Genomic DNA, 15313 nt, shown 5'->3' with positions numbered 1-15313 from the left:
GTTTTGTTAACATAATTTTATTACATTAGCAAGAATTTAAAACCAAACTACATATTTATGGAATCATACATGATTTACATGCCACTCGTTCTGGCAGCCTTAGGATTACTTTACATGTTTACCAAAAAATCTTGGGTATTAAAACAAGATGCTGGTGATGGGAAAATGAAAGAGATTTCAGATTACATTTATGAAGGCGCTCTTGCCTTCTTAAAAGCTGAATATAAACTACTAGCTATTTTTGTAGCTATCGTAAGTGTAGCGCTTTTTGTAGTCTCTCTTGTAGTACCTACTACACACTGGTTGATTGTAATAGCATTTATTTTTGGTGCCGTATTTTCTGCCTATGCTGGAAATATAGGGATGAAAATTGCAACTAAAACTAACGTAAGAACTACTCAAGCCGCTCGTACGAGTTTGCCTAATGCTTTAAAAATATCTTTTGGCGGTGGTACTGTAATGGGTTTAGGTGTTGCAGGTCTTGCCGTTTTAGGGCTCACAGCATTCTTTATATTTTTCTACCACTATTTTATGGGTGGAGAATGGACCGATACAGATGCCATGACTATTGTTCTAGAAACACTGGCTGGTTTCTCACTGGGAGCTGAGTCTATTGCCCTATTTGCACGTGTAGGTGGTGGAATTTACACCAAAGCCGCAGACGTAGGCGCTGACCTTGTAGGTAAAGTAGAAGCAGGAATTCCTGAAGATGATCCTCGCAACCCAGCAACTATTGCAGATAATGTAGGTGATAATGTAGGTGATGTTGCTGGAATGGGTGCCGATTTATTCGGCTCTTATGTAGCGACTGTTCTTGCAGCAATGGTTTTAGGAAACTATGTCATTAAAGATATGGGTGGCAATATCGTCAGTGAAGGATTTGGTGGTATAGGTCCGGTTCTTTTACCTATGGCTATTGCAGGTGTAGGAATTATTATCTCCGTAATAGGTACTATGCTTGTAAAAATTAAAAGTAATGATGCTAAAGAAGCTCAAGTTATGGGAGCTTTAAATGTAGGTAACTGGACTAGTATAGTACTGGTTGCTGCAGCATGTTTTGGACTTTGTACGTGGATGCTTCCTGAAACGATGGAAATGGAGTTTTTTGGAGAAGGGATTGTTGAGATCTCATCAATGAATGTTTTCTATGCTACGCTGGTAGGACTAGTAGTAGGAGCGGTGATATCTTCAGTTACGGAGTATTATACAGGATTAGGTAAAAAGCCTATTTTAAAAATTGTACAACAATCCTCTACTGGAGCAGGAACTAACATTATTGCAGGTCTTGCAACAGGTATGATTTCTACATTCCCATCCGTATTGTTATTTGCTGGTGCGATTTGGGCTTCTTATGCTTTTGCAGGTTTTTATGGAGTGGCTCTTGCAGCTAGTGCGATGATGGCAACAACAGCAATGCAATTAGCGATCGACGCTTTCGGTCCTATATCTGATAACGCTGGCGGAATTGCAGAAATGAGCGAGCAAGAACCTATCGTACGTGAGCGAACTGATATTTTAGATTCTGTAGGTAATACTACTGCAGCAACTGGTAAAGGTTTTGCAATTGCTAGTGCAGCTTTAACTTCATTAGCTCTATTTGCTGCTTATGTAACTTTTACGGGAATAGACGGTATCAATATTTTCAAAGCGCCAGTACTTGCCATGTTATTTGTAGGTGGAATGGTGCCAGTGGTATTTAGTGCTCTTGCAATGAATGCCGTAGGAAAAGCAGCCATGGAAATGGTAGAAGAAGTAAGAAGGCAGTTTAGAGATATTCCGGGAATAATGGAAGGAACTGGTAAACCAGAATACGATAAGTGTGTAGATATTTCTACGCAAGCATCTTTAAAACAAATGTTATTACCTGGAGTTCTTACCATAGGATTTCCTTTAGTTATTGCTTTTGTTCCTATGCTTTTTGGGATGGATCATCTTGCTATTGCAGAGATGTTAGGTGGTTACATGGCAGGAGTTACCGTAAGTGGAGTGCTATGGGCAATTTTCCAGAACAACGCTGGTGGAGCCTGGGATAATGCAAAGAAATCATTTGAAGCAGGTGTGAAAATTAACGGTGAGATGACTTATAAAGGTTCTGATGCACACAAGGCAGCAGTGACCGGAGATACGGTAGGAGATCCTTTTAAAGACACATCTGGACCTTCTATGAACATTTTAATTAAGTTGACTTGTTTGATAGGTTTAGTAATCGCTCCTATATTAGGTGGTCATACGGTTGATGAGCAAGCGGCTGCTCCTAATACTTCAAAGGTTATTACTATTGAGGAAATGGCTTTAAATGATGATAGTACTGTTATACAAGATATAGATATACAAAAAACAGTCGATGAAGAAACAGGACTAGTATCTGCAAATGTTACCATTAAACGCAAGGTAAATGGTGCTACCGTTTCTAAAACACATCATTTTACAGGTACTAAAGCTGAGGTAAATGCTCAAATAGCGCAACTAGATACTAATGTAGCTAGTTTTAAATAAGAATACTCATTTATATTTAAAAAGCCGTCTCATGAAAATGAGACGGCTTTTATATTAATTACTATTTCCTTATGCTATTTCTTCCATTGCAGTTACTCTAATTAATGAGTTGAGAATTTCATCTCTGTGCTTAGTTAAAATATTTTTTGTAGATGGTGGTAATGTCGTTTCTGAAATAACTGAGTTATATTCTTCAACAGCAGTTTTCTCACCACGGATTGCTTCTTCTAAAATCGCTTCTTCGTTATCAGATGTAAAAGTCGACTTCAAATTCATCCAAGCACGATGGGCGTCACCTTTTAAACTTGTTCCTTTATCAACTTCTTCACCATAACTTCTTATTTCTTCTTTTAACTCATGTCCAAAGTTGTAACGCTCTTGAGCTTGTGTATCAAAGAAATTTTGCAATCTAGTGCTATCAACTTGTTCTTTGGCAAGTTTATAACCAGCCTCAGCGTCGTAGTTCTTAGTTAGTAAATCGTTTAATTTTTGGGATACTTCTTTTGTGTAATTCATTGTATTTGTTTGTATGGTTATTAATTATGTCTACAATATAGATTAATAGTACAGTTAGAAAGTAGCGATTAAGATAGGTTTACACTAAGCTTAGTATAAATTTAGGCTTTGAACAAATTAGATTCAAAATGTGTTAAATGAATTAACTATTGACGTGTTTTAAAAGATTTTCAAAAGAGATATAAATGATTCCGCTTTCGCGAAAGCGCAATAACAATTAATAGAAAAGCCCGATCAATAAGATCGGGCTTTTTAAATATGAATAATCGTCGCTATTCTAAGAACCACACATCTCGCAGTCATCACCATTGCTGGCAGCTTCTTTGGCGCGTTGTAAGATGAGTTTGTACTCTTCGGCACTCATTTCTTCACTCTCTGTAACCACATTAGTGTTTACGATAGGTTGCGCTTGATTCATGACATTTGCCGCAGCAGGCGCGCTATCATCTACAAATAGCGATTGTGTCTGTCCTGGTGCCGGAGCAGCTGGTGTATGAGCTGTCACAGGAGCAGGCTTTTGAACTTGTTGCGCTCTTAAGGTATTTGCTGCCTGTGTTGGGGCTGCTGTATTTATAACAGGAGTACTCACTGGAGCAGGTGCAGCTACTGGTGCGGCTTTCTTTTCCTTAGTTACGGTAAACTTGATCGCGTCTACCGCAGCTTTTGTTCTCAGGTAGTACATTCCAGTTTTCAAACCGCTCTTCCAAGCATAAAAATGCATAGAGGTCAACTTTGAAGTAGTAACATTTTCCATGAACAGGTTCAGGGATTGTGATTGATCAATGAAGTAACCTCTTTCTCGAGACATATCGATAATGTCTTTCATCTTCAATTCCCAAACTGTTTTGTATAGTTCCTTAATGTCTTCTGGGATTCCTTCAATTGCTTGAATAGAACCGTTATTTCTCATAATAGCATTTTTCAAGCTATCATCCCAAAGCCCTAAATCTACAAGGTCTTTTAACAGGTGTTTGTTCACTACTATAAACTCACCAGAAAGAGTTCTACGCGTATAAATGTTAGAAGTATAAGGTTCAAAGGCTTCGTTGTTTCCAAGTATTTGCGATGTACTCGCTGTAGGCATAGGTGCAACAAGAAGTGAGTTTCTTACACCATGCTCCATTACTTTAGTTCTTAAGTCTGCCCAATTCCATCTACCGCTTAATTGGTCGTCATTGATATTCCACATGTTATATTGAAACTGTCCTTGTGACATAGGTGAACCAGCAAATGTAGAATAAGCACCTTCTTCTTGTGCCATTTCCATAGAGGCTTCACAAGCTGCAAAGTATAATGTTTCAAAAATTTCTGCATTAAGTTTTTTTGCTTCATCGCTTGTAAATGGTAAGCGCAACATGATAAAAGCATCAGCAAGTCCTTGAATACCTAATCCTACAGGTCTATGACGCAAGTTAGAATTCTCTGCTTCTTTTACAGGATAGTAGTTGCGATCAATAACTTTATTCAAGTTGCGTGTTACTCTTTTTGTAACTTTATACAATGCTTTATGGTCAAAAGCACCATCTTTTATAAACATAGGTAGCGCAATAGATGCTAGATTACAAACAGCTACCTCATCTGGTGCGGTGTATTCTATGATCTCAGTACAAAGATTTGATGATCTAATAGTACCCAGGTTCTTTTGATTGGACTTATTATTTGCTGCATCTTTATACAACATGTACGGTGTACCGGTTTCAATTTGAGATTCTAAAATTTTATCCCAAAGCTCACGTGCATGAATGGTTTTGCGTCCTCTTCCTTCTTGTTCATATTTAGTGTACAATGCTTCAAACTCATCGCCGTGCACATTATAAAGATCAGGGCATTCATGTGGACACATTAAGGTCCAAGATTCATTTTGTTCTACACGCTTCATGAAAAGATCTGAGATCCACATGGCATAGAATAAATCTCTTGCTCGCATTTCTTCTTTACCGTGATTCTTTTTAAGATCTAGGAAATCAAAAATATCTGCATGCCATGGCTCCATATAAATAGCAAAAGAACCTTTACGTTTTCCTCCACCTTGATCTACATAACGAGCAGTGTCGTTATATACTTTAAGCATAGGAACTATACCGTTAGAAGTACCATTAGTACCACCTATGTAAGAACCTCTAGCGCGTATGTTGTGAATAGACAAACCTATTCCGCCGGCGCTTTGCGAGATTTTAGCTGTTTGCTTTAATGTATCATAAATACCTTCTATACTATCATCTTGCATTGTCAATAAGAAACAAGAAGACATTTGAGGTTTAGGCGTACCAGCGTTAAATAAGGTAGGTGTTGCATGAGTGAAGAACTTTTTAGACATCAACTCATAAGTCTCGATAGCAGCATCAAGATCATCGATATGTATTCCTACAGACACACGCATTAACATGTGCTGTGGACGTTCTGCAATCTGACCGTTTATTTTTAATAAATAACTGCGCTCTAATGTTTTAAACCCAAAGTAATCGTACCCAAAATCACGATTATAAATAATGGCCGAGTTCAAACGGTCTGCATTATCTTGTATTACTTTGTAAACCTCGTCAGAGATCATAGGTGCCTTTTTATTCGTACGTGGATTAACGTATTCATAAAGATCAGTTACTACGTCACTAAAGGTCTTTTTTGTGTTCTTATGTAAGTTAGAAACAGAGATGCGTGCAGCAAGTCTTGCGTAGTCTGGATGAGCTGTAGTCATCGTTGCAGCAGTTTCTGCCGCTAGATTGTCCAATTCACTTGTAGTAACTCCATCGTACAATCCATCAATAACTCTCATGGCTACTTTAACAGGATCTACATGGTTACTCAAGCCATAACATAATTTACGTACTCTCGCTGTGATCTTGTCAAACATTACTGGCTCTTTGTGGCCATCTCTTTTTACTACAAACATAATGAACTCGGTTTTGGGTTATGAGAAAAGGATTCCATTCCCTTTCTCATTAATTAGGGTTAACAGTGTCGAAAGCATCAAAAAACACCTTCTAAATTATTTATGGGACAATCTATTTTACAGATTGTATCTTTTTGAAATTGAATTACTTAGAAATCTGCATCAAGAGAGAATGAGTCCATAGTGCTCTTATCTTCCTTAGTGCTATTCATTACACCGGCTTTTTGGTATTCACCAACTCTTTTTTCAAAGAAGTTCGTTTTACCTTCCATACCGATTAGATCCATAAAATCAAATGGATTAGTAACGTTGTAAACAGGATCGCATTCTAGTTCTACAAGCAGTCTATCTGTTACAAATTCTAAATATTGAGTCATCAACTTAGCATTCATACCTATCAAGCTAGCAGGTAATGACTCTGTAATGAACTCACGTTCTATATTTAACGCGTCTACAATTATTTCTGTAATACGCTCTTTAGGTACTTTATTAATTAAGTGATGATTGTGTAAGTGAACGGCAAAATCACAGTGCATTCCTTCATCACGAGAGATCAACTCATTAGAAAAAGTAAGCCCAGGCATCAAGCCGCGTTTCTTTAACCAGAAGATAGAACAGAAAGCACCAGAAAAGAAAATTCCTTCTACTGCAGCAAAAGCGATAAGACGCTCTGCAAAAGATGGGCTCTCTATCCATTTCATTGCCCAGTCTGCTTTTAATTTAATGGCAGGAAAGTTCTCTATAGCTTTAAAAAGCTGGTCTTTTTCTTTCTCATCTTTTACATAAGTATCGATAAGTAATGAATAAGTCTCTGAGTGAATGTTTTCCATCATGATCTGGAAACCATAGAAAAATTTAGCTTCAGAATATTGTACTTCATTTACAAAATTCTCTGCTAGGTTCTCGTTTACAATACCATCACTAGCAGCAAAAAATGCAAGAATATGTTTAATGAAATAACGCTCGTCAGAATTAAGTGAATTTTGCCAGTCCGTAAGATCAACTTGAAGATCGATTTCTTCGGCAGTCCAGATGCATGCTTGTTGCTTTTTGTACCATTCCCATAAATCATCATGTTGAATAGGGAAAATAACAAATCGGTTTGGGTTCTCTTGTAAAATAGGTTCTTGCGTCGTTTGCATGCTTCTGTAAATTTTCTCTGTTATTTCTTAATACTCGGGACTAACAAATATGGCTCAACTTTGGAGCGATTCCATGAGTTTAACAATTACATTTTTCACAAGTTTTCAACATGCTTAAAAGTTAACAAAAATTAAAAATATGCTTGTAACCTTTAGATTAACAGCTTGTTAAATGTTTATCGTATTTTTTGGTTCATTTGTAGAACAAGAGTTTTGGAACGGTAGTTTTTATCACTACTCAGCCTAGTTTTGAAGTAAAATCCTACAACGTTAATTTATTTTTTCCTGAGAAGTTATTCACTTTTGAAAAGGGTGAAAAAAGAAGAGAATGATTTTTTTGAACGCATATTTCAAGAAAATGGATCTAAAAATCTTCAGCAATGTTCTCTAATTCTGAGTACCATGTTTGACCAAATTTTCTTGTCAAAGGCTCTTTTAAAAATTTGTATACAGGAACGCCTAATTCTTCTCCAAGTGTACACGCATCATCACAAATTTGCCATTTGTGGTAATTTACCGCTTTAAAATCTGTGTATTCTTGAATACGCACTGGATACAAATGACAAGAGATAGGTTTGTAAAAGGTGGTTTTGCCATCTCTGTAAGCGCTTTCTATACCACATAATGCGGTGCCATCTTCTTTAAAGGTAGCATAAACACACTCAGCACCATCAACTAGAGGTGTTTCTAGTTCTCCATTTTCTCTCTCTATCCAGGTACCTTGTGCTTCTATCGCGGCAATTCCCTCTGGACGTAAATATGGTTTTACATTTTCATATTCCTTATCTAGAATGTCTAATTCTTCTTTTTCTAACGGTGCGCCAGCTTCACCAGCGACACAGCAAACGCCTTTGCATGCGGTAAGGTTGCACACAAAATCTTTTTCTAGAAGATCATCAGAAACTATAGTTTTTCCTAGTTGAAACATGATAAGGGATATTAAAGTTGCAAAGATACCTTTTGAAAAGTTAAACTTAAATTTAAATCTAAGTCTATTATCAGCAAACGCTGAGAAAACTACCAGCCGATCCCTGATAAATTTGGAACGCGCTTTTAAACAAAATGTAGAAGCATAAGCCAAATTTTCTGCGATGACTCCTTGAACTTGAATTCGAATTTGAAAAGAGCCTCTCAGAGGTTTCTTCCCTATGGGAAGATAGAAGATGGGCTACAGAGTGGGAAATTGATTATAGCTTATGGTTATCTCGCTTTCGCGAAAGCGGACTTAAAATAAATATTTAATAGGATTTCTAATTCATTTATATTTGCACAAGACATCTTATACTTATGAAGTACAAACGCATTTTACTAAAATTATCTGGAGAGGCTTTAATGGGCGAGCGACAATATGGTATCGACCCTAAAAGACTTGCCGAATATGCTCAAGAAATCAAGGAAGTTACTGATCTAGGTGTTGAGGTAGCCATCGTTATAGGTGGAGGAAACATTTTTAGAGGAGTAGCAGGTGCGAGTAATGGTATGGATCGCGTGCAAGGTGATCATATGGGAATGCTTGCTACCGTAATAAACGGTCTTGCTTTACAAAGTGCGCTGGAAGATGCTCATGTTCCTACCAGACTTCAGACTGCAATTAAAATTAATGAAGTGGCAGAGCCTTTTATAAGACGTAAAGCGATGAGACATCTTGAGAAGGGACGTGTAGTTATCTTTGGCGGTGGAACAGGTAATCCTTATTTTACAACAGATAGTGCTGCCGTTTTAAGAGCTATAGAAATAGAAGCAGATGTTATCTTAAAAGGAACCAGAGTGGATGGAATTTATACGGCAGATCCTGAAAAAGACGCATCAGCTACAAAATTTGATCACATCACCTTTGACGATGTATTGCGCAAAGGTTTAAAGGTTATGGATACTACCGCATTTACTTTAAGTCAAGAAAATGAATTGCCTATAATCGTATTTGATATGAATACTAATGGTAATTTGATCAAGTTGCTTAATGGTGAAAACATAGGAACCAAAGTACAATTGTAAAAACGGCAATATATTTGCTGCGCATTTAATAAAACTATTGCAATGACAGAAGAAATAAATTTTATACTTGATAGTACCAAAGAAAATATGGATAATGCTATCAAACACCTTGAGAAGCAATTATTAAGTATACGTGCTGGAAAAGCGATGCCAGCGATGTTAAGTACGGTTATGGTAGATTATTATGGAAGCCAGACACCTCTATCTCAAGTAGCAAATGTATCTACTCCTGATGCTCGTACCTTGAGCATTACCCCTTGGGAGAAAGGGATGATTACTGAGATAGAAAAAGGAATCATGTATGCAAACTTAGGATTAAATCCTATGAATAATGGGGAAAGCATCATTATCAACGTGCCTGCTCTAACTGAAGAAAGACGTAAAGACCTTGTAAAGCAAGCGAAAGCCGAAGGAGAAGAAGCAAAAATAGGAGTGCGTAATGATAGAAAAGTTGCGATGAACGATCTTAAGAAATTAGACATTTCTGAAGATTTATTAAAAAATGCCGAAGGTGATGTTCAAGAACTGACTAACAAGTATGTGGCAAAAATAGATGAGCACTTAGTTGTTAAAGAAAAAGAAATTATGACTGTTTAATCATAGTTATTGTTATAATTAAAACGCCAGCGCAATAGCTGGCGTTTTTTTATGTTCTTAATAATTCCTTAACTAGCTTATTTATAAAAGGCACCTTGTTTTACATTTGAAACAATCATACATCATTAAATGAAAATTTTAAATTGTGTTTTTCCATTTTTACTTTTTGTGATTACTATCGCACAAGGTCAGAATATGCCAGAAGCTCAGCACTTGATCCAGAACGTTTTGGAAAAGACTACAGTTAATGATCCTACTGTTGTCTTAGAGTCCTTTAAATATGATGCTTATGAGAATTTAAAAGTGTCTGGAGATCCAGAGGCGCTTACTGGACCTGGTTATAAAAAAACAGAATTACGTAAAACACTCAAAAAGACTGGAGTCTTTTTTGCAGAGAAAACATCTGTACATATCTACAATCAGAAAGAAGGTTATAAGGAGATCATTACAGGGGCAAATATGCCAGGATTTGAAGAACTGGTGTATCCTATTTATAATATTAATTTTCAGTCAGAAAATGTTTATGATACTAGATATATCATTTTTGATCAAGAATACATAAGTCCTTTAAATAAAAAGGCTCTATCCTATTACGATTTTGAGATTGTAAAGGATTCTATCATTTCTGGTAGAAAGGTGTTCAAAGTAAATTTTTTACCTAAAAATGATAATAAGGTACTTTTTTTAGGGAGTTTATTTATAGATCAAGAAAATTATGCTGTTGCTAGGGCAGTATTTGAGAAGTCTGGAGACCTGAATATAAAAGCTTATCATGATTTTACATATGATAACCAGACTGCTTTGTGGTATAATAGTTCTAGAAAACTATATGTACGTCAAGAAAAAACTAGGAAAGAATTAGAGCTTTTTGGTGGTAGGTTAGAAGTCGGTATTGAGAAAAAAGTGAATGATGATGATAAAGCTGCAGAAGAGCTTTATTTAATTATTGAGGCCATAAATGCAAACTTTAAGACTAATAAAGAAATTGACTACGGCAGGAAAGGATTAACCATTGAGATTCAAGACAGCGCATTAACTCAAAAAGAAGCTTACTGGGATAAATACCGCGGCGACGATGCTTTTTCTACTACAGAACTGGCAAGATTCATGGATCTGGATAGTATTGTCGCTGCCAGTAAAATTACACGTAATCTAGAGACTATTGATAAATTTAAACTAGGTTACTTCCCTGTGGGTTTTGTAGATATAGATTTGAAATATCTTGTTAAGTTTAATGATTACGAGGCTTTTAGAGTAGGAATGGGTGGTCAGACAAATGAGAAGTTGAGTGAAAACTTTAGAATTAATGGTTATCTAGCTTACGGGACCAAAGATGCAGTTTTTAAGCATAAAATCGGGATCGGTTATCGATTAAATAAAGAAAAGAATACCTGGTTAAATATTTATAAGCAAGATGATATTACAGAATTTGCTGCAGAAAGTTTTCTTACTGATGCTCGCGTGTACTCTTTATTTGAGCCTCGATTAATTAATATACCTACCTTCTATTTATATAATCAATATGGGATGAGCCTGCAGCAGCGCTTATTTCCATCTGTAATTAGTGAGGTCTCGCTTTCGCGAAAGCGGATTTCTCAAACTACTAGTTATCAATTTATTCCTGAGGAAGGTGAGGTGTTCTCTGATTATGTTCTTGCAGAAGTTGCTCTAGGCGCGCGATGGAGCCCTTTAAGTAGTTTTATGCGCACACCTAAAGGCTATCAAGAAATATCACGTGGGTATCCTATTTTAAGTGGTCAAGTAACACAAGGAATAAGAGGTCTGGCAGAAAGTAACTTTAATTACTTCAAACTTTCGGCTAAAGCAGAGTATGCTATAAAACGACCAGATAATTCTTTTACAGAATTTCTTGTAGAAGGACATTACAGCACTGGAGAAGTGCCATTAACGCACCTTTTTCATGCTTACCCTAATGCACCTAATAAAGATGAGGTATTACAAAGGTTCTCAGTGGCTGGGCGACGCAGTTTTGAAACCATGTATTTTAATGAATTCTTCTCTGATAAAATCATGATCGGGCAGGTGCGTCATAAATTTGCTCCTTTTGATATTTTTTCATTTTTAAAGCCAGAACTTGTGCTAGTTTCTAAAATTGCTTGGGGCGATATAGATAACATAGAAAGACATCAAAATGTAACTATAAACACCCTAGAGAAAGGATATCTAGAAAGTGGTTTTGAGCTCAATAAGTTAATTTTTGGTTTTGGTTTAAGTGCTAGTTACCGATATGGTGCTTACACTTTACCTGATTTTGAAGACAACCTCGCTTTAAAATTTACATTCTACCTAGAGCTATAATGCTGGACTGTTCATAATTAACTTTTTTTTGATTCTAACTTAGGTCTTTTAAGTACCTTTGCACGCCTTAAATTCCCGCATGCAAAAGTTATTCAGTTTTAGATTTTGGAACAGTATCGCTAGACTTATCTTGCGTAATCGAGAGGTAATTTTAGGACTGATTTTAATTATCACAATTGCTTTTACTACACAGTGGAAGCACATGCAGTTCACGCATACTGAGGCTAACTTACTGCCAGATGATCACCCTATTAATGAAGAGTACAATCAGTTTCTGGATAAATTTGGTGAAGAGGGAAACCTAATTATTCTAGGTGTAGAAAATAAAAACTTAGAAACTTTTCAAAATTTTAATGCCTGGAATGAGCTAGCAGACTCACTTGCTACATTTAATGAGATTGAGCTGGTTTTATCTACTTCTAATTTACCTAACCTATCCAAAACTCCAGACAATAAAAAATTTATCGTAAGTCCTGTGCTTTCAGAAAAAATGAATAGCAATGGAGATCTAAAAGACTTTAAACAAAAGCTTTTTAATGACTTACCATTCTATAAAAATTTAATCTATTCAGAAAATGATAGCGTTATACGCACTGCCGTTTATTTAAAGAAGGATATTGTTAATACCGTAGAGCGCAAAGAATTTATTTTAGATCACTTTGTTCCTTTGGTCAACTCTTATTCAAATACATATGATCTAGATATCAGGACATCTGGAATGCCTTACATCAGGACTTTGAATGCGCAGAATATTGTTGACGAAATAGGGATGTTTTTGCTTGCAGCATTACTGGTAACCTCTGGAATTTTCTTTTTCTTTTTTAGATCATGGCGCGCCACATTTATTTCCATTGTAACAGTTGTAATAGGTGTTATGTGGGCTTTTGGGATACTAGGGTGGATAGGTTATGAAATCACTGTGCTCACTGCTTTAATACCACCGTTGATTATTGTGATAGGTATCCCTAACTGTATATTCTTAATCAATAAATACCAGCAGGAGATTAAAAATCATGGTAATCAAGCTAAATCGTTACAGCGTGTGATTACTAAAGTAGGTAATGCCACTTTAATGACTAACCTGACTACGGCAAGCGGTTTTGCTACATTTATTTTTACAGAGAGTAAGTTGCTCGTGGAATTTGGTGTGGTAGCTAGTATTTGCATCATAGCTATTTTCTTATTGAGCTTAATGATTATTCCTGTCATTTACAGCTATCTACCTATTCCTAAAGAACGTCATTTACAGCATTTGGGTAAAACGTGGATCAATTCCTTTACAGACTGGAATGAGCGTATGGTAAAAAGACAGCGCATTCCTATTTACATAACAAGTGTAGTCGTGTTGATCTTGAGTTTTATAGGAATTTACCAAATTAAAGTTTCTGGAAGCCTTATTGAAGACATGCCCAAAGGGATGCAATTTTATAAAGATATCAAGTTCTTTGAAGAAAGCTTTGATGGAATCATGCCTCTAGAAATTGTGGTTTATAGTAAAAATGAAAAAGTCACTGGTCTTAAAACACTTAAAAAGCTCAATAAATTAGAAGAACATATTATTGAAACACCAGAGCTTTCAAGGCCCTTATCCATTGTAAGCGCCGTAAAGTTTAGTAAACAGGCTTTTTATGGTGGCGATCCAGAATATTTTGAATTACCATCTACCTATGATGCTGTAACGATGTCGCGACTGGTAAAGAAAAGCTCTAATGATATTTCTTTAATGAAGAGTTTTGTAGATAGTACAGGACGTAACGCTCGTATCACGACCTTTATGAAAGATATGGGAACCGACCGCATGGAGCGTGTAGAAGAAAATCTAAGAGAAAAAATAAAAACTATTTTTCCTGATGATCGTTATGACGTTTCCTTGACAGGTAAAGCATTGGTTTTTCAAAAAGGTACCGATTACCTGATCAATAACTTGATACTTTCCTTATCACTGGCAATAGTGCTTATAGCCTTATTCATGGCATGGATGTTCAAGTCTCTACGTATGATTTTTGTATCACTCGTTCCTAACTTACTTCCTTTACTTATTACCGCAGGATTAATGGGTTACTTAGGAGTCCCTATTAAACCATCTACCATTTTAGTGTTTTCTATCGCTTTTGGTATTTCTGTGGACGATACCATTCATTTTCTAGCCAAGTACCGTCAGGAGCTTACCGCCAATAACTGGCGTATTAAAAAGTCAGTCTATGCTGCCTTAAGAGAAACTGGCGTGAGCATGTTTTACACATCTATTGTTTTGTTTTTTGGTTTTTCTACGTTTACGATTTCTAGTTTTGGAGGTACAGTGGCGTTAGGAGCTTTGGTAAGTGCGACTTTACTTTTTGCAATGGCAGCAAATTTATTACTGTTACCTAGTATGCTGCTGTCGTTAGAACGTAGTATTGCAAACGAGCGCACTCTTAAAAAGCCAGCTATTCCATTAGTGGAGCCTGTCCAAGATGAAGAAGAGTAGAGTAGTGTTCTTGTTTCCGCTTTCGCGAAAGCGAAATAATCAATAGCACTTACACCTTTTTACATTCTCTATGTATTACAAGCTGTAATAATTGTTCTATAGGTGCATAAAAATTATATTTGCCGCTTGTAATAGATGTAATAACAGAATGAAGACAATAACCACCATACTCCAGTCAGATCCTAGTATGATCGAGATGACCGTCAAAGGTTGGGTACGTAGTTTTAGAAACGATAGATTCATAGCGATTAACGATGGTTCTACCATTCATAATTTACAGGCTGTGATAGAACCAGAGAGTTTTGATCGAGAACTGCTAGATCAAATTACCGTTGCCAGCGCTGTTGCTGTTACAGGTATATTAGTAGAAAGTGAAGGTTCTGGTCAGCGAGTGGAATTACAGGCTACTAAAGTTGAGGTTCTTGCCGGTGCAGATCCTGAAGAAGTAAAGAAAACGATTCTATCTCCTAAAAGACATAAACTAGAAACACTTAGAGAGCAAGCACACCTACGTGTACGCACTAATACCTTTGGTGCTGTGATGCGCGTGCGAGCAGCTTTATCATTTGCAGTACATAAATACTTTAATGAGAATGGTTTTTATCAAGCACACACACCTATCATTACAGGAAGTGATGCTGAAGGTGCTGGTGAGATGTTCCGTATCTCTACCTTAGATCCTAAGAATCCACCGCTTGATGAAGATGGCAACATCAACTATAAAGAAGATTTCTTTGAAAAAGAATCTAACCTTACAGTTTCTGGGCAGTTAGAGGCAGAGACGTATGCCATGGGGTTAGGTCAAGTATATACCTTCGGTCCAACATTTAGAGCCGAGAATTCTAATACGTCTCGTCACCTTGCTGAATTCTGGATGATTGAACCTGAGGT

General features: G+C 36.6%; 10 protein-coding genes. 6 read left to right on the top strand and 4 right to left on the bottom strand.

Annotated features, from left to right (window positions below):
* Positions 1–57 precede the first annotated feature (57 nt).
* Complete coding sequence (locus A9Q93_RS08320) at positions 58–2496, top strand: sodium-translocating pyrophosphatase (protein ID WP_303686927.1); 2439 nt, start codon at positions 58–60, stop codon at positions 2494–2496.
* A 69-nt stretch (positions 2497–2565) separates the two neighbouring features.
* Here A9Q93_RS08320 and A9Q93_RS08315 read toward each other — a convergent pair whose 3' ends face one another.
* The 4 genes from A9Q93_RS08315 to A9Q93_RS08300 all read right to left on the bottom strand — a co-directional run bounded on the left by A9Q93_RS08315 (position 2566) and on the right by A9Q93_RS08300 (position 7972).
* The gene (locus A9Q93_RS08315) at positions 2566–3012 is read right to left on the bottom strand and encodes a PA2169 family four-helix-bundle protein (protein ID WP_303686926.1); all 447 of its coding nucleotides are present in this window, start codon (positions 3010–3012) and stop codon (positions 2566–2568) included.
* 277 nt (positions 3013–3289) lie between these two features.
* Positions 3290–5902 (bottom strand): ribonucleoside-diphosphate reductase subunit alpha, encoded by a 2613-nt coding sequence (locus A9Q93_RS08310; protein ID WP_303686925.1) that lies wholly within the window; start codon positions 5900–5902, stop codon positions 3290–3292.
* A gap of 149 nt (positions 5903–6051) precedes the next feature.
* Positions 6052–7044 carry a ribonucleotide-diphosphate reductase subunit beta gene (locus A9Q93_RS08305; protein ID WP_303686924.1) on the bottom strand — a complete coding sequence of 331 codons (993 nt, stop codon included), beginning with the start codon at positions 7042–7044 and terminating at the stop codon, positions 6052–6054.
* A gap of 364 nt (positions 7045–7408) precedes the next feature.
* Positions 7409–7972, bottom strand: a complete 564-nt coding sequence (locus tag A9Q93_RS08300; protein WP_303686923.1) for a DUF3109 family protein — start codon at positions 7970–7972, stop codon at positions 7409–7411.
* Between the two features lie 359 nt (positions 7973–8331).
* On the opposite strand from A9Q93_RS08300, the gene pyrH reads away from it, so the two are divergent.
* The 5 genes from pyrH to A9Q93_RS08275 form a co-directional block, all read left to right on the top strand.
* Positions 8332–9039 (top strand): UMP kinase, encoded by a 708-nt coding sequence (gene pyrH / locus A9Q93_RS08295; protein ID WP_303686922.1) that lies wholly within the window; start codon positions 8332–8334, stop codon positions 9037–9039.
* 42 nt (positions 9040–9081) lie between these two features.
* Complete coding sequence (gene frr / locus A9Q93_RS08290; RefSeq protein ID WP_303686921.1) at positions 9082–9636, top strand: ribosome recycling factor; 555 nt, start codon at positions 9082–9084, stop codon at positions 9634–9636.
* A gap of 129 nt (positions 9637–9765) precedes the next feature.
* The gene (locus A9Q93_RS08285) at positions 9766–11955 is read left to right on the top strand and encodes a DUF5686 family protein (RefSeq protein ID WP_303686920.1); all 2190 of its coding nucleotides are present in this window, start codon (positions 9766–9768) and stop codon (positions 11953–11955) included.
* Between the two features lie 79 nt (positions 11956–12034).
* Positions 12035–14422 (top strand): RND family transporter, encoded by a 2388-nt coding sequence (locus A9Q93_RS08280; RefSeq protein ID WP_303686919.1) that lies wholly within the window; start codon positions 12035–12037, stop codon positions 14420–14422.
* A gap of 148 nt (positions 14423–14570) precedes the next feature.
* The coding region (locus tag A9Q93_RS08275) for an amino acid--tRNA ligase-related protein (RefSeq protein WP_303686918.1) at positions 14571–15313 on the top strand (743 nt) is incomplete at its 3' end.

Origin of the sequence: Nonlabens dokdonensis (genome assembly GCF_002162835.1) — a bacterium.
Classification (GTDB): Bacteria; Bacteroidota; Bacteroidia; order Flavobacteriales; family Flavobacteriaceae; genus Nonlabens; species Nonlabens dokdonensis_B.
This window is presented reverse-complemented; position numbering and strand designations above follow the sequence as displayed.

What these genes read in the sequence shown, in the direction of transcription:
- pyrH (WP_303686922.1), top strand. Translation starts at nt 8,332, where the DNA reads ATGAAGTACAAACGCATTTTACTAAAATTATCTGGAGAGGCTTTAATG.
- A9Q93_RS08305 (WP_303686924.1), bottom strand. Translation starts at nt 7,044, where the DNA reads ATGCAAACGACGCAAGAACCTATTTTACAAGAGAACCCAAACCGATTT.
- A9Q93_RS08320 (WP_303686927.1), top strand. Translation starts at nt 58, where the DNA reads ATGGAATCATACATGATTTACATGCCACTCGTTCTGGCAGCCTTAGGA.
- A9Q93_RS08310 (WP_303686925.1), bottom strand. Translation starts at nt 5,902, where the DNA reads ATGTTTGTAGTAAAAAGAGATGGCCACAAAGAGCCAGTAATGTTTGAC.
- A9Q93_RS08285 (WP_303686920.1), top strand. Translation starts at nt 9,766, where the DNA reads ATGAAAATTTTAAATTGTGTTTTTCCATTTTTACTTTTTGTGATTACT.
- A9Q93_RS08300 (WP_303686923.1), bottom strand. Translation starts at nt 7,972, where the DNA reads ATGTTTCAACTAGGAAAAACTATAGTTTCTGATGATCTTCTAGAAAAA.
- A9Q93_RS08315 (WP_303686926.1), bottom strand. Translation starts at nt 3,012, where the DNA reads ATGAATTACACAAAAGAAGTATCCCAAAAATTAAACGATTTACTAACT.
- frr (WP_303686921.1), top strand. Translation starts at nt 9,082, where the DNA reads ATGACAGAAGAAATAAATTTTATACTTGATAGTACCAAAGAAAATATG.
- A9Q93_RS08280 (WP_303686919.1), top strand. Translation starts at nt 12,035, where the DNA reads ATGCAAAAGTTATTCAGTTTTAGATTTTGGAACAGTATCGCTAGACTT.